The sequence below is a fragment of the Microbacterium sp. F1-18 genome (genome assembly GCF_052921305.1).
Genome location: NZ_JBREVD010000006.1, coordinates 32161 through 48712, shown reverse-complemented (window position 1 = coordinate 48712; position 16552 = coordinate 32161). Strand labels below are relative to the sequence as shown.

Annotated in this window: 14 protein-coding genes; 11 read left to right on the top strand and 3 right to left on the bottom strand. The window is 66.8% G+C overall.

Translation table 11 applies throughout. The features are described from left to right. Window positions 1–3: 3 nt before the first annotated feature. Complete coding sequence (locus ACU6RU_RS15280; protein WP_446726985.1) at window positions 4–1578, bottom strand: SulP family inorganic anion transporter; 1575 nt, start codon at window positions 1576–1578, stop codon at window positions 4–6. Window positions 1579–1666: 88 nt separating this feature from the next. Between ACU6RU_RS15280 and ACU6RU_RS15275 the strand changes: the two genes are divergently transcribed. Beyond that, on the top strand, window positions 1667–2044 hold the full coding sequence (locus tag ACU6RU_RS15275; protein WP_446726984.1) for a MerR family transcriptional regulator: 378 nt from the start codon (window positions 1667–1669) through the stop codon (window positions 2042–2044). Window positions 2045–2083: 39 nt separating this feature from the next. Here the strand turns inward: ACU6RU_RS15275 and ACU6RU_RS15270 are convergent, their stop codons facing one another. After that, window positions 2084–2350 carry a hypothetical protein gene (locus tag ACU6RU_RS15270; RefSeq protein ID WP_120265233.1) on the bottom strand — a complete coding sequence of 89 codons (267 nt, stop codon included), beginning with the start codon at window positions 2348–2350 and terminating at the stop codon, window positions 2084–2086. A 79-nt stretch (window positions 2351–2429) separates the two neighbouring features. Here ACU6RU_RS15270 and ACU6RU_RS15265 point away from each other — a divergent pair, with 79 nt between their 5' ends. Further along, window positions 2430–3185, top strand: a complete 756-nt coding sequence (locus ACU6RU_RS15265; RefSeq protein ID WP_446726983.1) for an SDR family NAD(P)-dependent oxidoreductase — start codon at window positions 2430–2432, stop codon at window positions 3183–3185. Between the two features lie 110 nt (window positions 3186–3295). Continuing rightward, a complete protein-coding gene (locus ACU6RU_RS15260; RefSeq protein WP_446726982.1) occupies window positions 3296–3751 on the top strand; it encodes a MarR family winged helix-turn-helix transcriptional regulator in 456 nt (151 codons plus the stop codon). A gap of 476 nt (window positions 3752–4227) precedes the next feature. Here ACU6RU_RS15260 and ACU6RU_RS15255 read toward each other — a convergent pair whose 3' ends face one another. After that, the gene (locus ACU6RU_RS15255; protein ID WP_446726981.1) at window positions 4228–5934 is read right to left on the bottom strand and encodes a LuxR C-terminal-related transcriptional regulator; all 1707 of its coding nucleotides are present in this window, start codon (window positions 5932–5934) and stop codon (window positions 4228–4230) included. Between the two features lie 255 nt (window positions 5935–6189). Between ACU6RU_RS15255 and ACU6RU_RS15250 the strand changes: the two genes are divergently transcribed. The 8 genes from ACU6RU_RS15250 (at window position 6190) to ACU6RU_RS15215 (ending at window position 16266) form a co-directional block, all read left to right on the top strand. After that, window positions 6190–7659 carry an outer membrane protein assembly factor BamB family protein gene (locus ACU6RU_RS15250; protein WP_446726980.1) on the top strand — a complete coding sequence of 490 codons (1470 nt, stop codon included), beginning with the start codon at window positions 6190–6192 and terminating at the stop codon, window positions 7657–7659. Continuing rightward, window positions 7652–8890: a hypothetical protein gene (locus ACU6RU_RS15245; protein ID WP_289330217.1), complete on the top strand. Its 1239-nt coding sequence runs from the start codon at window positions 7652–7654 to the stop codon at window positions 8888–8890. Before ACU6RU_RS15250 ends, ACU6RU_RS15245 begins: the two co-directional genes overlap by 8 nt. Window positions 8891–9143: 253 nt before the next feature. Beyond that, entirely contained in the window at window positions 9144–10718 is a 1575-nt protein-coding gene (locus tag ACU6RU_RS15240) for a sugar transferase (protein ID WP_446726979.1), read from the top strand. Window positions 10719–11133: 415 nt separating this feature from the next. Next, the gene (locus ACU6RU_RS15235) at window positions 11134–11949 is read left to right on the top strand and encodes a glycosyltransferase (RefSeq protein WP_446726978.1); all 816 of its coding nucleotides are present in this window, start codon (window positions 11134–11136) and stop codon (window positions 11947–11949) included. Further along, window positions 11946–12707 (top strand): WecB/TagA/CpsF family glycosyltransferase, encoded by a 762-nt coding sequence (locus ACU6RU_RS15230; RefSeq protein ID WP_446726977.1) that lies wholly within the window; start codon window positions 11946–11948, stop codon window positions 12705–12707. The genes ACU6RU_RS15235 and ACU6RU_RS15230 overlap by 4 nt, the downstream gene beginning before the upstream one ends. Further along, window positions 12694–13542: a glycosyltransferase family 2 protein gene (locus tag ACU6RU_RS15225; protein WP_446726976.1), complete on the top strand. Its 849-nt coding sequence runs from the start codon at window positions 12694–12696 to the stop codon at window positions 13540–13542. Before ACU6RU_RS15230 ends, ACU6RU_RS15225 begins: the two co-directional genes overlap by 14 nt. Then, window positions 13539–14846, top strand: coding sequence for a hypothetical protein (locus tag ACU6RU_RS15220; RefSeq protein ID WP_446726975.1), 1308 nt, complete (start codon window positions 13539–13541; stop codon window positions 14844–14846). The genes ACU6RU_RS15225 and ACU6RU_RS15220 overlap by 4 nt, the downstream gene beginning before the upstream one ends. Before the next feature lie 199 nt (window positions 14847–15045). Continuing rightward, the gene (locus ACU6RU_RS15215) at window positions 15046–16266 is read left to right on the top strand and encodes a hypothetical protein (RefSeq protein WP_446726974.1); all 1221 of its coding nucleotides are present in this window, start codon (window positions 15046–15048) and stop codon (window positions 16264–16266) included. Window positions 16267–16552 lie beyond the last annotated feature (286 nt).

Here is a 16552-nt window from a genome sequence, read left to right as displayed (position 1 = left end):
CGATCAGGACGCGCCGACGTTGCCGGTGAGGCGTCCGTGCAGAGCGGATGCCGTGGCGTTGAGCCCCTCGATCGTCACGGTCTTGCCGTGCCGCTCGTACTTGTTCACGACCGCGTCGAGCGCGGCGACCGTCGAGGCGTCCCAGACGTGCGACCGACTCATGTCGATGATGATGCGCGCGGGGTCGTCGGTGTGGGCGAACTGCGTGGTCAGGTCGTTGCTCGAGGCGAAGAAGAGTTCGCCGTCGACGTCGTAACGTGCTACCGGCTCGCCCTCGTCCGAGGTGACGGTTCGGGTGACCGTGACGAAGTGCGCGACGCGACGGGCGAACATCACCATCGCAGCGATGACGCCGAGGATGACGCCGACGGCGAGGTTGTGGGTCCACACCGTGGCGACGACCGTGATGACCATGACGGCTGTCTCGCTCTTCGGCATCCGCCGGAGGGTCGCGGGCCGGATGCTGTGCCAGTCGAAGGTCGCCACCGTGACCATGATCATGACCGCCACGAGCGCAGCCATCGGCATGATCGCGACGACGTCGCCCAGGACGAGCACGAGGATCAGGAGGAAGACACCGGCGAGGAAGGTCGAGATGCGCGTGCGCGCCCCCGACGCCTTCACGTTGATCATCGTCTGGCCGATCATGGCGCACCCGCCCATGCCGCCGAACGCGCCGGAGAGGATGTTCGCGGCACCCTGGCCGAGAGCCTCGCGCGTCTTGCGCGAGCGGGTGTCGGTGATGTCGTCGACGAGCTTGGCCGTCATGAGCGATTCGAGCAGCCCCACGACCGCCATCGCGAGCGCATAAGGAGCGATGATGCGCAGCGTGTCGAGCGTCAGCGGGACCTCGGGCACGAAGAGCGCGGGCAGGCTCGACGGCAGCTCCCCCTGGTCGCCGACCGTCGGCACCTGCCAGCCGAACGCCACGACCGCCGCGGTGAGCAGCACGATCGTGACGAGCGGCGCCGGGATCACCTTCGTCAGCCGCGGCAACACGACGAGGATGACGAGCCCCGCGGCGACGAGCGGCCAGACGAGCCACGGGATGCCGTCGCCGAAGAGCTGGGGAAGCTGCGCGAGGAAGATGAGGATCGCGAGCGCGTTGACGAAGCCCACCATCACCGAGCGCGGGATGAATCGCATGAGCTTCGCCACTCCGAGCACCGCCAGGACGATCTGGATCGCGCCGCCGAGCAGGACCGTGGCGATGAGGTAGTCGACGCCGTGGTCACGCACCACCGGGGCGATGACGAGGGCGATCGCACCGGTCGCGGCCGTGATCATCGCCGGACGGCCGCCGAGGAAGGCGATCGCGACCGCCATGATGAACGACGAGAAGAGCCCGACCCGGGGGTCCACTCCGGCGATGATCGAGAACGCGATCGCCTCGGGAATGAGCGCGAGGGCGACGACGAGTCCCGCCAACACCTCGCGGGTCAGGAGCCGGGGGCTGCGCAGAGCCTGCAGGACGGTGGGTTCGATGCGGTAGCGCGCGGCGCTGTCGCGGGCGGGGGTGACGGCGGTCACTCGGTGCCTTTCGGTCGGTGCCTCACCCGAGGTGGCAGGCGATCGCATGGGCGCGCGCAGCGGCGACTGCCGGGCGCGGGAAGAATGGGGGCGGCGCACGATGCGCCGACGAGAATCTAACGTAACGTGAGGTTTGATGGCGAATCGCGACGAGTTCACCATGCGCATCGGAGAGGTGACCGAACGGACCGAACTGTCGTTCCGCACGCTCCGGCACTACGACGAGATCGGCCTCGTCACTCCATCCGCGCGCACCGAGGGCGGCTTCCGCCTGTACACCGAAGGCGACATCGCCCGCATCCTGCTGATCCGGCGCATGAAGCCCCTCGGTTACAGCCTCGACGAGATGCGGGAACTGCTCGATGTCGTCGAAGCCCTCTCCGCCGCGCCCGGCGACGCCGAACTGCGCGACCGCCTCGACGCGATCCGCGCGGGCGCCGCCGAGCGTCGCGAGAAACTGACGCGCCAGGTCGCGATGGCCGACGAATTCCTCGAGCAGCTCAGCGACATCTGACCCGAGGATGGCGAGGATGGCGCCACCCGCCCCTGCGGCTCAGGCGTAAGCGCGATGCACGTGCCACCCGCCCTCACCGCAGTACACATCGAAGACGAACGCCTCACCGTCCGAGTCGGTGGCCTGAAAGCGCCAGCCGTAGAGGCCGCGCCGCCGGTCGTCGTCCGCGGCGAGCGACCACACCGAGTCGCGCAAGCGGGTCGGGATGTCGCTGACGGTCCAGCGCCGACCCGCGTAGAACATCCGCGCGGGGATGTCGTCGACGAGCCAGAGGGTGACGTCGTGTGCGCTCGTCGTATCGGTCATGACACACGAGGATAGAACACATCTTCGATTGTCGCTAGACGCTTCATCCGAACGGACTTTCGGTCAATACGCTGGCGGGATGGATCTGCACAGTCTCTTCGGGCTCTCCGGCCGACGCGCCCTCGTGACGGGCGGGAGCTCGGGCATCGGCCGCGGGATCGCCCGGGCGTTGGCCGCGGCCGGCGCCGAGGTCATCGTCGCGGCACGCGGATCGGACCGCGTCGACGAGACCGTCGAAGAGATCCGCATGGAGGGCGGACTCGCGGCGGGGATCGTCGCCGACCTCTCGTCCCGCGCCGGCTGCCACGAGCTCGCCGATCGGGCCGGCGACATCGACATCCTCGTCAACTCGGCGGGCATCAACATCCGCCCTCCCCTGGCAGAACTCGACGAGCAGTCCTGGGATGCCACGATGGCGGTCAACCTCGACGCGCCCTTCATCCTCGGCCAGCGGCTCGCGCCCGGGATGATCGAGCGCGGTTACGGCCGGATCATCTCGATCAGCTCGCAGCAGGCGAGCCGCGCGTTCGCGTCGAGCGGTGCCTACGGCGCGTCGAAGGCCGCCCTCGAAGGCCTCGCCCGGTCGCAGGCGGAGGCGTGGTCGGCATCCGGGGTGACGTCGAACGTGCTGGTCCCGGGCTTCGTCCTCACCCGGCTCAACGAACGGCTCGCGAGCGATCCCGACGTGGTCACCGCTCTCGCGGCCCGCACCTTCGTCGGACGCAACGGGCGGGCCGACGATTTCGCTGCCGCAGCGATCTTCCTCGCCGGACCGGGCTCGGCGTACGTCACCGGTCAGGCGATCGCCGTCGACGGCGGGTTCTCGGTCCACTGAGGCATACCTTCCTCTGCCCATACCAGGTGAGCGCTCCCACGGGAAGGGCTCCCCTTCGCCGGATCGCTCGGACAGACTGAGCCGCTAGGCCGATCAGTACGGGAGTCGTCATGACACTGCAGGGTGAGACATCGTCGGCGTCGGCAGTCCTCGATGCGCTGTGGGCCTACGAGGCCGCGGAGGGAGCCATCCGGCTGCGGCTGCGCGACTCGATGCTGGTCTGCGAGAACGACCTCATCGCACTCGAGAAGCTGATCGAGGCGCAGGACTGCGACATCACCCTCACCCCCTCGAACATCACGCAGGAGCTCGGGATCTCATCCGCGAGCACGACCGCCATGCTCGATCGCCTCGAGCGTTCCGGGTATCTGCGACGCCAGCCGCATCCGTCCGACCGCCGCAAGGTGTTCGTGACGCTCGGCGACCGCCCCGTCGAGGGCCTGCGCCGGTCCGGGTCCGACGTGCAGCACCGCGTCGAGGACGTCATCGCCGACATGCCCGCCGGCTCCGCCGCCGTGCTCGTCGACTTCCTCTCACGCATGCGCGTAGCCGCCGAAGCCGCCTGACTCCCCTCGGCCGCGGCGCGTGCCGCGTGCCGCGTGCCGCGTGCCGCGTGCCGCGATGCAATGGACCCGATCCGACACCCCGGCCCGGATGCCGCGGCCGCGGCGTGTCGCCCACGATTCCTAGCATCCGCGCACGCGGGCAGCACGACAGATCTGCCCGGCGGGCACCTCAGACGGCGGCGGTGGATGCCCGCACGACCAGCTGCGGCTCAACGATTAGATGATTCGGTCGCTGTCCGTCGACACATCGAGCACGTCGGGTTCGAGTCCCGCTTCGCCCATCGCGTCGCGATAACCGCGCTCGCGATCCACCGCCTCGTTGCGCGTACCCGGCCCCGCGATGTGGAGGATGGCCGCCGCGGCCCGCGATGCACGGCATCCGATCCGACACCCCGGCCCGGATGCCGTTCCCCCGGCGCGTCGCCCACGATCCCATGCATCCGCGCACGGGGCACCACCGCGTCGCCGCCCACCCGTCAGCGCCTGCCGCCGAGAACCCGTGCGATCTCGCGGCGGCTCGACACACCCAGGCGGCGCATGATGTTGGCCACGTGGTAGTCGACCGTCCGTTTCGACAGGTGCAGCAGCCCGGCGATCTCACCGCTCGTGTAGCCCTGTCCCACCGCGTCGGCCACCTTGCGCTGCTGTTCGGTCAGTCGCGCGGTCGGGTCGGCGCCCCGCGCCCCGCGCTGCATCTCGGTCGTCGTCGCGGCGACGGCCTCGTCGTAGCGGCGCGCGAGACCGACCGCGCCGAGCTCCAGCAGTTCGGCGCTGGCGTCTTCGTAGACGGCGAGCGCGCGCCGCGGATCCGGCCGGCCGCGCGCGCCGAAGAGGCTGTAGTGGATGCCGGCGACGACGCGCACCCACGCGCGTCCCAGCGGGTCGTGGTCGAGCGTCAGCAACGCGAGGGCGCGGTCGACCGCGGTCGTCGCCTCGGCGTAGCGCTCGTCGTGCTCGGCGAGGATCGAGACGAAGGCCCACGCGTACGGGCTCGCATCCGACCCCGGTTGCGCCATCCATGCGGTGACGCCGCGCCTGACCTCATCGACACGGCCGAGATGCCACGAGGCGAGCGAGTTCAGCATCCGCCATTCATCGTCGCGGTACGGATGCCGGTACCCGGGCTCCGCGGCATCCTCGAGGGCGCGACGCAGTCCGGCCCAGTCGCTCAGCGAGATCGCCATCATGATCCGGGCGTGCGTGATGACCATCTGCGCGAGGAACGACGGGGTGTCGCGGCACAGCAGCGCGGCCCGGTCGAGGACGGGCCGGCTCGCCGCCATGTCGCCTCGGAGCGCGAGCAGCAGCCCGTGCACGGCGAGCGCCTGGGGTTCGAGCCAGTCGTGCTCGATCAACCCCGACGGGGGCGCCGTCGCGCGCACGACCTCGGCGGCATCGCGCCACCATCCCTGGCGCACACGGACGAACGCGAGCTCGACCTCCGCATGAAGACGCACCCCATGCCGCCAGGTGGGCGCGAGCCGGGCTCCGCGGGCGAGGTTGAGCGCAGCTTCGCCGAGACGCCCCGACAGGTGCTCGACGCTGCCGAGGCTCACGAGGGCGAGCGCGTGGATGTCCGACAGGCTGTTGCGCATCCGCAGCGGGGCGAGGGTCTCGGTGAGCGCGCGGCGGGCGGCATCCCCCGCTCCCATGTGCTGCTCGACCATCGCGTCGAGTCCGAGCAGGTCGAACGGCACATGGGCGGGAGCCGGCACCCGGCCCTCGACAGCGGATGCCGCGGCCATGGCCGCGCGGGCCGCGTCGATGCACCGCCGCGCGTTCACCCACGACGCCGACGCGACGCTGCCGGTCGCGAGGTACGACAGCAGCATCGGCAGCAGCATCCCCTCGCCCTCCAGCGGGTCGATGGAGCCGGTCTCGGCACCTTCGTCGCTCTCGGCCAGGGCGAGGATGCGGAGCGCGGCGCCGTCGAGGTCGCCGGTGCCGATCTGCAGCATGGCCAGCACGCCCTCGCGCAGCACCCCGTCGGGCAGCGCGGTCACATCGTCCCGGTGGGCGGCGAGCATGTCGGTGCGGTAGCCCCGCATCCCGATCGAGCAGGCCAGCGCGAGGCCGTCGGGATCGCCGGCGTCGTGCGCGGCGAGCGCGGCGCGGACGGCGGTCTCGGTCTCCCGACGTCGCCACGCGGTGCGGGCCTCGTCGAGAAGAGGGGGTCGTGGCATCCGCCGCCCTTCTGTCGGCGTTCATTCTGCCAGGTGCGGGACCCTTTCCCCCGTCGTAGGCGATGCGCAATCGGGCCGAGTGTTCGGCTACCAACGCGCGATCCCGACTCTCCTTCGTCCATGACACGGCCGGTCGCGTCGAGAGCACCGCAGGCCACATGCCATATGGCATGCCACCGTCTTGCCGACCCCTCACGAGCCGGGCGTTCCCTCGGTAGGGTGCGGGCAGGTCGCACCGACGAAGGGAGAGACAGCGTGGGCGGGCCCTCGGAGCGCACGGATCGCACCCCTCGCCGGGCCGTCGGCGTCGCTCTCGTCGCGGTCACGGCTCTGCTCGTCTCGGGCTGCACCGGCGCACAGCCCGAAGAGGCGTTCTCACCACGCTGGGAGACGACGTTCGACGTGACGACCCGGGTGGTGGCATCCGGCGACGGGGTCGTCATCGTCGCCTCGGAACAGGGGCAGACGCTCGCGGCGCTGAACACGCGCAACGGCGGCACGAGGTGGAGCCTGCCGTTCGCCCCGATGCCTTCTGCCGTCACGGTGCGCGGCGATGTCGTGACGGTGCAGCAGCGGCTCGAATCGGGCGTGCACGTCTCGGCGGTGAGCGCATCGACCGGCAACCCGATGTGGAATCGCACCGCGAACGGCGGCTCTGTGATCGGCGCGTTCTCCGATGGCCGGGTCGCCACGATGCGTGACGACGCCGTGTCGATCACCGATGTGGCGAACGTCCGCACAGCCGAGCCGTGGATGCCGCAGAAGTCGTGCTCCGTGGGAGACGCCGAGCTCTCACCCGGCAAAGAGCCATGGTTGGCGGTTCTCGAGGTGTGCGACGAAGAGCCGTCTCACCTCGTCCGTTTGGATGATTCCCTGCGAGAGGTTTGGCGTTCGCCGACCGCGACCGCGACCCGGTTCGACTTCATCGACGGCCTCGCGGCGGCGAGCGACGACGGGGCGAACCTGTGGATCGTCGGCGACGACGGCACGCTCGTCCAGACGCTCTCCGGCTCGATCCCGCCCGGCACGGACGTGGTGCACCGCACCTTCGAGAACGACGTCGTCGCGGTGTCCGGCTCGGGTGAACTGCATCCGACTGCGGGCTACCTGCGCGTGAAAAACGCGTCTGATCTCGCCGTGCTGAGTGTGGTCCGCGCCGGCGACGGGCCCGACACGGCGTTCGCGACGGTCGTCGGCCGCGCCGGTGAGCTCACCCCGCTGACGGGTGACGACTACCTGCTCTCACGCCAGGTCGGCGGCGCGACGGTATTGACGCTGTGGCGCTGGCAGACAGGCGGCCCGCCGCCCGACGACATCCGCTCGTGGCCCGGCAGCTTCGCGGTCCACGCCGGTTCCGCCGGACGCCTGACGGCGACAGCGGTCGGCGACCCAGGCGATCTCGACTTCGCCCTCGTCGACGATGCCGCCGGTGCACGCTTCGCCACGGTTCACGCCGCCGCCCTCGCGACCGCCGCGTCGGCGCGTACGGCGTTCGAGCTGACGAGATCGCCCGACGACACGACCGACGACACGGCGGGCGCCGCACCTGACGCCACACCGGATGCCGCGGCGACCGCCCGTCGCGCAGACGGAACGATCACCGCGGTCCGCGGCTCGTGCCTGGTGTCCGTGCGTCTGGACGCAGCGCCCCTCGCCGCCGACGATGAGGCGACTCTCCTCGACGCGATCTTCACCGCAGAGACCACGGGAGCCTGCGATGAGTGAAGCGAAGGGACCCTCTCGCTGGCTGCCCGACGAGCCGCGCAAGCGCGTGGTCGTGGCGGTGGGCGGCATCATCGGCGCCCTGATCGTCGCGGTCGTCGGCGCCCTGATCGGGGTGTTCGGCGAGAACATCCGAGCCGCCACCGACGACTGGTTCGCGAAGCCGCCCGCTCCGGGGCAGCCCGTGCAGATCCGGGTCGCAGCGAGTGGCATGTCGGCGGAACGTCTGTACGCGGTGGCCGAGGCCGATATTCAGTCCGCCGCCGTCGTCGGCGAGATCGTGTCGGGGGTTCGTCCCGCCGCAGCGATCCCCATCGGTCGACGGCTCGACTCGTGGACCCTCCGCGCGACGGGCAGCGAGCCGGTCACGCTCCTGAGCATCAGGGCGGTCGATGTCACCGCGTCGCCCGCGCACGACGACGTGTTCGTCGACTTCGGGACCGGCGGCGAGGGCGGTGGCGACGACGTGCCAGAGGTCCACAGCCTGGATCTCGATCTCGCCTCGGGCGACTTCACCGCCGCCGACGGCCAGCCCTCCTTCCGGTCGCAGGCGATCACGGTGCGGAACGACGTCAGCACGGTGCTGCACATGGGGGTGATCGCGCCGGGCGGGTACTCCTACACCTGGATGCTGCGCCTCGACATCGAGACCGCCGACGGCGAGCAGTCGCATCTGTACGCCGGCGCGTCGGGCGAGCTCTACGCCGAGAAGGCGGCGGTGCCGCGCGGAGACGTATTCGAGATCACCGCGCGGTCGGCCGAGTACGACCGGCGCTACATTCCGGACGGTGCAGGCCTGATTCAGCTCGCGCCGTCGGGAGAGCCGGAGGCGCAGCATCCCCCCGGCACGCCGCCGGAACTCGCGGGTCGGTGGTGTCCGCTCACAACGAGCGATCCGTGCATCGACACGACGACCATCGCCGCGGAGTACCCGCAGTCGAACATCACGAGCATCACCGGCCAGGTCTCCGGTGCGACGGACTACCGCGTCTGCTTCCGCACGGATGCGAACGGCGCCTGCCCGATGGCCGATGCGATGTTCCTGCGCTACTTCCCCGTCGACGCCGATTGGGACTGCGGCGCGCACGCGTCATGGCTCGGTCGCTGCGACCCCGATTTCTCGGCCGAACACGACCTCTCGCGAGAGCGGGTGGTCAGGCTGCTCAACCACCAGCAGGGCGACAGCTATGTCGACACCCCGCCGGCCTACCGCGACCGCTCGACGGGAGGGTGAGGCCACGACGCGCAGAGCCCTGGTACGAAATACGAGTCGCCCGCTCAGGTTCGAGCAAATTTTTTCCACGCTGATCAGTGCATTTCAGCGGGTGTCCACCGGATGGCCTACTTAAGCCGCGCCTATGAAACCGATACCATCGGCACGGGAGGGGCGCCCGTTAGCTCGGTGATCCCGATTTCACATGCGCGACACACGCGCGGCGTACGATCCCTCTCCCAGCAACTCATCGCGAACCGCACGGGAGGATGTCATGCCGTACGACTCCCCCACTGCGCCTTCACCGGCTGCCTCGCCCGCTTCCGACACGTTCGGTGCGCCGTCCGCATCCGGCGCGTCCGCGGATCGCGACGAGCACCCCGCCGCGGCTCCGGCCGCGTACCGCGGTCCTCGTGATTGGCGACGCCGGTACGCATCGCTGCTGCGGCTGACGGATCTGCTCGTGCTGGTCTGGGTCGTCTACGGAACGCAGATCGCGTGGTTCGGCTTCGGCAACGCGGAGGTGTCGATTCGCGAAGACTCGCGCATCACCGACATCTCTTACTGGCTCTTCTCCGGAGGCCTGGTCGCCGCGTGGATGTGGACGCTCAGCCTCGCCGACACCCGCGACCACCGCATCATTGGCGCCGGGGCGGAGGAGTACGCGCGCATCGCACGGTCGAGCCTGTCGCTCTTCGGCGTCATCGCGATCCTCGCCTTCCTCGCGCGAGTCGACGTCGCCCGCGGATTCCTGCTCATCAGCCTGCCCGTCGGCATCGGGATGCTGCTGTTCTCGCGGTGGCTCTGGCGCCAGTGGCTCGTCGCGAAACGATCCGTCGGCGAGTACTCCGCGCGCGTGCTGCTGGTGGGATCTGAGGCATCGGTCACGCATCTCGCGCGCGAGCTGAAGCGGATGCCGGGCTCGGGTTACCGCGTCGTCGGAGCGTGCGTTCCGTCAGGACGCGTTGCGGGAAAGATCAAGGGAACGAAGATCCCGATCATGGGCAGCGTGGATGCCGTCGCCCAGGCCATGGCCGCGACGGGCGCTGACACCGTCGCCGTCACCAGCACCGACGAGCTGCCACCCGACAAGGTGAAGCAGATCTCGTGGGGGCTCGAGGCCGGCCGCCAGCACCTCGTGCTCGCGCCGAGCATCGTCGACATCGCCGGCCCGCGCGTGCAGACGCGCCCCGTCGCCGGCGTGCCTCTCATGCACGTCGAGACGCCGAAGTTCAGTCGCGGTCAGCTCTTCCTCAAGCGCACGGTCGACATCGTCGCCAGCGTGATCGGCGTCGTGCTGCTCAGCCCCGTCCTGCTGTTCCTCGCGCTCAGTGTTCGCCTATCGAGCCAGGGGCCGGTCTTCTTCCGCCAGACGCGTGTGGGCCTGCGTGGGCGTGAATTCACGATGCTGAAGTTCCGCACGATGGTCGTCAACGCCGAAGACATGCTCGAGGCGCTTGCCAAACAGCAACGCGACTCGGGCAACGAGGTTCTCTTCAAGATGAAGAACGACCCGCGCGTCACGCCCGTCGGCCGCGTGATGCGCAAGTTCAGCCTCGACGAGCTGCCCCAGCTCTTCAACGTCATCGGCGGATCGATGTCGCTCGTCGGCCCCCGTCCACCGCTGCCCTCAGAGGTCGCGAAGTACGCGGACCACGTGCACCGCCGCTTCCTCGTGAAGCCGGGCATCACCGGCCTCTGGCAGGTGAGCGGACGCTCGAGCCTGTCGTGGGAGGAATCTGTTCGCCTGGACCTGTCGTACGTTGAGAACTGGTCGCTCGTGAGCGACCTCGTGATCGTGGCGAGGACCGCTAGGGCGACTATCGCGCCCGGCGACACCGCTGCGTGACCCGATAGTAAGCCGCTGCCCAGGGATACGAACTCGGTGAAGCCGTTCAACGGACGGCCGCGCAATGCTAGGAGATTGCATGAGATTAGCCCTCGACAGTGTGACGCGAGAGCCCAATTACCACCTTTCGCACAATTGCGGCCTGCCGGGGATGCGATTCGTACGGCGACCAGGGATTCCCGTTAGTCGCCTCCCGGGCCGCATCGGCGACCTGGGCGGCAGTGTCTACGTATCACCCCGGTCAACGCGCGACACTGTTCTTCACCTTTGGAACAAGATCCCGTACTACAACAGCGGGCTTTGGGGAGTCACATACGAGAGCAGGCTTCCGCGACTCCCTGACGGAAATCTCCAAACCGCGAGAACCCTTCGCCGTCGCATTCTAAACGACGGAAACTGCCTATTCGTTAACGCAATGTCCTTCTATGCACTTAAACGGTTTCTCGCCCCCCTTACGGAGACCGAGAGATCCATCGCGATCGCGAAAACGAAGGTCGTATACCCCTCGGTGATGCCAGACGCACCCTCTCAGGATATTCTTCCTGCGACCGAAGAGTCTCCGCTTACCGTCGTATTCGTAGGCCGCGATTTCTTCAGAAAAGGAGGGGAGTCGGTACTTCGCGCCATCGAGCAGGTCGGCGATGATCTCAATGTACGTGCCACCATCGTCAGCAGCGTCGACCATGCCGACTACGCGACAAGATGGGTGACTGATCGTAAGATAGGAGACATTCAGCGGCGTCTAGCTCGTGAGCGACGCGTAACCTGGCACCGAGCAATGCCACGCAGAGAGATCGCACACCTCATGAGTACCAGCCACGTGGTCGCGCTGCCGAGCCTCGCAGACACCTTCGGGTACTCCCTCGCAGAGGGCGCCGTCATGGGCGCGCTCCCGTTCTCATCTTCAGCACAAGCGCTGCCTGAGATCGCGGGGCATGCTGGCCAATGCGTCACGATAGACCTCGATACGAACAAGGAATGGCGGGGCGACCCCGATCGCGAAGGGGACTACGACGACTCTATACACGACCTCACTGCAGGTTTGATCAGCCTCCTCGCATCCGCGCGGACGGACCCCGAGCGTTTCGCGCAGCGCCGGGCCGCCGCCCGACTCAAGAGCCGCAAGATGTTCGGCCGCGAGCGGGACGATCAACTTCGAAGCATTTACGAGAAGGCAGGCCTGTCGATACCGCCTTCATACCGCCGAGCTAGCAACGAGGCCGACAAGTGAGCACGACCCCCGAGCGCGCTCCGCGCGTGAGAGTTCCGCTACTAGATATCGCTGTCACACCCCTCACTAAACAAGAACTTAGCCTTCAGATATTCAGTGCGCAGAAATCCGGAGCTCCACTTATTGTCGCGGGACATAACCTCCACAGCGTCTACTTAACCCACACGGACGCGGATTTTTCGGCATTTTACCAGAAAGCCGACGTGGTGCTCATCGACGGCACTCCCCTTCGGTGGCTCCTAAGGGCGCGAGATAAACGCTTCACCTCGAGCTACCGCCTGGGCTCTACCGACTGGATCGAAACTGTCGTCAACGGGTCGGAACGTGTACTCATCGTAGGAGCATCACCATCATCAAACTCCGCACTAGTGTCTCAGCTTTCCGAAAGATACCCACACGTTGCCATTCGTGGTATCCCCGGCGAAGGATGGAGCGTGGAGCTACTTGATCACACGATCGCGGAGAGGCGGAAGTTCAACCCGAGCCTGACTCTCATCGGCTTGGGAATGCCGACTCAAGAGACTGCCGCGCGTGCGATTCACGCAGCGCAACCCTGGGGCCCGATAGCCACAGTAGGGGGCGCGATTGACCAGCTTTCGGGCGCTCAACCGCTGGCACCGCGTTGGCTCGGACGGTTGGGCTTAGAATGGGCGTGGCGCTTAGGATCACAGCCTCGACGCCTCTGGCGAAGATACCTGGTCGAGCCTCTAGCGCTGGGGCTCCTGTTGTATAAAAGGCGTCGTAATGCCAATAGTTGACGCTATTATTCCGACAATCGGCAGACCAGAACTCGCTCGCGCTGTCCGCTCCGCCGCCTCGCAGACACTGCCGACAAGGCCGGTTGTGGTCCTGGATCGCCCAGATCGACGAGGAGACGTCGAGAGGATGCTCGACGGGCTCGATTACCGCCTGATCGTTACTAAGGGCGCGATAGGCGGCGGCGGGTCGCGCAATCTCGGAACACGCGAATCTGACAGCCCTTTCGTCGCCTATCTCGACGATGACGACGAGTGGCTACCGCGGAAGAGCGAGGAGCAAGTATCCGCCGCATCGAGTGCCAAACCGTTCATCAGCTCGACCCTTGCGGAACTCGTGGGCAACAAAGTGCGCATCGTTCCGGAACGCCCTTATCAGAGCGGCCAGCACATGGCGGACTACCTACTCGACCGTTCCACTATTCGACTACGCCGCAACTTCATGCAGACCTCGTCACTCCTGATGCCGCGCGAGGTGGCCATTAACGTGGGCTGGGACGAGAGTCTTCCCAAACACCAGGATTGGGACCTCCTGATACGCGCGCACGCCGCAGGCGTACATTTCGGCACTATCGATAAGGTACTCGTGCGCGTCTTCCAGCACAGTGCGGGCTCGATATCTCAGATGCCGCGGTGGCGAGCGAGCGAGGACTGGCTGAACCATCGGGCGCGACCTTCGACTCCCCAGGCGCGCTCCGACTTCCTGGCGTCCATCGTGCTGAGAGGAGCATTGCAGGCGCGCGAACTGCGCCAGGCCGGTCGGGTCGCGCTTCTTGCGGCCCGCGGCGGGTGCCATCCCGCGGCAATGATCGTCGGGCTCCTCGGAGCGCTGAGATGAACCAACGTGGCGGCGGTCAGTCCTGGGTCCTCATCTTCCTGCGTACCGCGGGCCTTCGACTGTTTACGCTCCCATTCACGGCTGCGGCATCCGTCGCCTCATCCGCCTTGATCGTAAGGCACACCGGCGTCGAGCCCTTCGGCTACATCACATTGGTGGCGCAGCTGACAATGCTACTGCCGTTCGCAGACCTGGGCCTCGGGACCGCCTTGACTAGGCGGGTCGCGCAAGCGGCAGCTGGGCAGGTAGACATGGACAGCGTCCGCTTGCTTGCGCGAAGGGCGATACTCATACTTCTGTGCCTCGGCGGGGTCCTTTCAGCGCTCGCAATAGTTGCCGCCTCATTCGGCGTGTGGAGCCGCCTTTTTTCCGTCCCTCCAGATCTTGCGCACTCGTTCGATATAGCGACATGCGTCGTGCTGGTGGTCTTTTTCATGCTCCTACCAGGAGCCACTGGGCAACGAGTACTTGTCGGACTGGATAGATCCGCTCTGCTCGTGGGCTTAGGCCTCATACCGCCAGCGGTGAATCTTGCGTTCGTAGCATTGGCCACCGCCCTGGACGCGGAGCCTATGACGTTGGCGCTTGGCACGGCCGCAGGCTCGATCGCAACCGTGGCGAGCTTTGCCCTGCTTGCGTACACGCCTCGCCTCGGCGGTATAGGACTCAAGCTGGCAAATAGGCACACGAACCTACCAACTACGGGCGAGCTACTCCACGCTGCGCTTCCGATGCTCGTAACGGCGCTCGGAACCGCCGGGACCGTGCAGACCGGAAGAGCGATTCTAGCGGCCTCGGAGATCGCCCCTTCCGACCTCGCCGAGTTTTCCCTCACCTTCCAGCTCTACCTGCCGCTATTTTCGGTCGTGTACATGGGCTCAACCATCCTGTGGCCGAGATTCTCCGTAGCGCTCGATCATGCCTTGTGGGTGCGCGCCAACGTGCTGTTGACGGCACTTGGCGTCTGCGCTGGAGTTGCGTTGGTCCTGTTTGGCCCCCTCCTCGTTGACGTCATGAGCGACGGCGAGGCCGCGCTTTCACCATCACTGTCGTTCGGTTTTGCGCTACTCCTGGCGGTCCAAGGTGCTGGGGCAACCCAGGCGATGCTACTCACAACTCCGCAAGGCCTCCGGCTCCAAGCTTGTTTCGCGATGCTATCCGCGATGTCCACGGTATCCACCTCGATACTGACCACTCCCTGGCTCGGCCCTGCGGCGCCCGCCTATTCCGCGGCGGTGAGCTTGCTTTTGTTCACGACCGCGCCAGGCATATTCTTCGCCCGACGCCGGTTTATGGCCGTCTGAGGGTCGTCATGCCGCCATCGATCTCGCGCCGGCGCTGGGGCCAGAGTCCCGTCGGAAGCGGCCCGGGTGTGATAGCAGCCGCACGTCGCCGCGGTAAGCGCGGGCGGCGCGATGCTCAAGTCTTTGAGTCCGTCTCCGCCGAACGGGGCACACGGGCGCACTCACCGCTGTATCCTCGTCGAGAATCGGAAGGCATCCCTTGAGCGAGCGCGTAGATCGAGCAACCCCCGAGCGGGTTGGGATACCCCGCTTCATCCACGAGTCGCTGTATACCTTGCTGGTTGTTGCGGGCCTCGTCAGCGTTCCGGTGCTCGGCTCATACGGCCCCTTGCCGACGACTGCGCTGCTTGACATCTGGCTCGTCGTCACGATGATCACACTCATCGCAACGGGCCGCACGGCCACTACCCCACTGCTCCTGGTCTTGGGGGCCTACTTCGCGACACGCCTGATCCCGGCAATAGCCACCAGCTCGCCCCTCGAAGACTTCGCGCAGGCCTATCGTTGGGTCCTATATCTTGCGGCGTTCGCCCTCTGTGTAGGGCGAGTCTGGGGGCCGTTGAAACCGGTCGCGCGTGTCACCTGGGCCCTGTTGCTAATGGCTCTATTGAAGTCGACGCTGACGTTCGCGACCATGGGTCCCGGATCCCGGCCGGGCCTCTTGCTCGAGAACAACTTTGAGCTCGCGCTTTTTGCGGGTCTTGTCGCCGTTGTGTATCGGCACCTTGGACGCGGGCAGTGGTGGGCTGTCGCAACCCTGGGCTTGCTCACCGCGCTATCCGGCTCTCGCAGCGGAGCCGTAGCATTCGGCATTCTCGCGATCTATGCAATATCCCAGACCAGGCGAGTCAACCTCTTCGTCCGCTATCTACTGTTCTGCTCTGTTCCGGCCCTCGGCTTCGCTGTCGTCGCGATTTTCGAAGAGCGGGCAGCAAGATCAGCGAGCGGAATTGACAGGCTAAACTTCCTCGACGTTTTTTTGAATGAAACCCGCGAGTGGACGCCACTGGAATGGATTTTTGGAACAGTCCCGATCACACCGCTGAGCAGCGGCGGCTGCCAGCGTCTCGCATACTACGAGTCCCTCTTTGCGAGTAGCGGAGATGGTACTTGCTACTCGGTCATTCTGCATGCCTTCAACATGCGCGTAGTGTTCGACGCCGGTCTACTGGGATTGCTGCTCGCGCTCGGCGTGACCTGGTACGCGATGCGACGTGGAGGCGTGCATTTTGGGCTGGCGGCCACTCTCCTCATGATTGCTTTCAGCAATGGCTTTTCAGTGAGCGGACTCAACAATCCCTACGTCGCTTTACCGATCTTGCTCGCTATCGTGACAGCTCGCCAGGTCGCGCCAATGCAGGCGGTATCTGATCGGACATCTGCTCAGCCGGTCGACACCGCCCACACGCCGCCGCGTTAGCGACCCCGGCTCGCGCATCGACTGGTAAGACGATTGAGTGGTGCCGACTCCCGCCTCGTTCATCGCGTGCAAGCGTGCAAGCGTGCAAGCGTGCAAGCGTGCAAGCGTGCAAGCGTGCAAGCGTGCAACTGAGCTTGCATCAGCTCAGGGCGCGCGCTACGCGCGCCAGTCCGTCGCTCGCGTCCCAGCCCGAGAAATCATCTCGATATCTAGGATGCAGCTCGACTCAAAACCGGAGGGACGCCTGAGAGAATGGAAAATGACGTATCTGGTATGGAAGCACCGT

Bases quoted from the DNA above. Each gene is read 5' to 3' on its own strand.
- ACU6RU_RS15280 (WP_446726985.1), bottom strand. From the start codon at position 1,578: ATGCGATCGCCTGCCACCTCGGGTGAGGCACCGACCGAAAGGCACCGA.
- ACU6RU_RS15275 (WP_446726984.1), top strand. From the start codon at position 1,667: ATGGCGAATCGCGACGAGTTCACCATGCGCATCGGAGAGGTGACCGAA.
- ACU6RU_RS15270 (WP_120265233.1), bottom strand. From the start codon at position 2,350: ATGACCGATACGACGAGCGCACACGACGTCACCCTCTGGCTCGTCGAC.
- ACU6RU_RS15265 (WP_446726983.1), top strand. From the start codon at position 2,430: ATGGATCTGCACAGTCTCTTCGGGCTCTCCGGCCGACGCGCCCTCGTG.
- ACU6RU_RS15260 (WP_446726982.1), top strand. From the start codon at position 3,296: ATGACACTGCAGGGTGAGACATCGTCGGCGTCGGCAGTCCTCGATGCG.
- ACU6RU_RS15255 (WP_446726981.1), bottom strand. From the start codon at position 5,934: ATGCCACGACCCCCTCTTCTCGACGAGGCCCGCACCGCGTGGCGACGT.
- ACU6RU_RS15245 (WP_289330217.1), top strand. From the start codon at position 7,652: ATGAGTGAAGCGAAGGGACCCTCTCGCTGGCTGCCCGACGAGCCGCGC.
- ACU6RU_RS15240 (WP_446726979.1), top strand. From the start codon at position 9,144: ATGCCGTACGACTCCCCCACTGCGCCTTCACCGGCTGCCTCGCCCGCT.
- ACU6RU_RS15235 (WP_446726978.1), top strand. From the start codon at position 11,134: ATGTCCTTCTATGCACTTAAACGGTTTCTCGCCCCCCTTACGGAGACC.
- ACU6RU_RS15225 (WP_446726976.1), top strand. From the start codon at position 12,694: ATGCCAATAGTTGACGCTATTATTCCGACAATCGGCAGACCAGAACTC.
- ACU6RU_RS15220 (WP_446726975.1), top strand. From the start codon at position 13,539: ATGAACCAACGTGGCGGCGGTCAGTCCTGGGTCCTCATCTTCCTGCGT.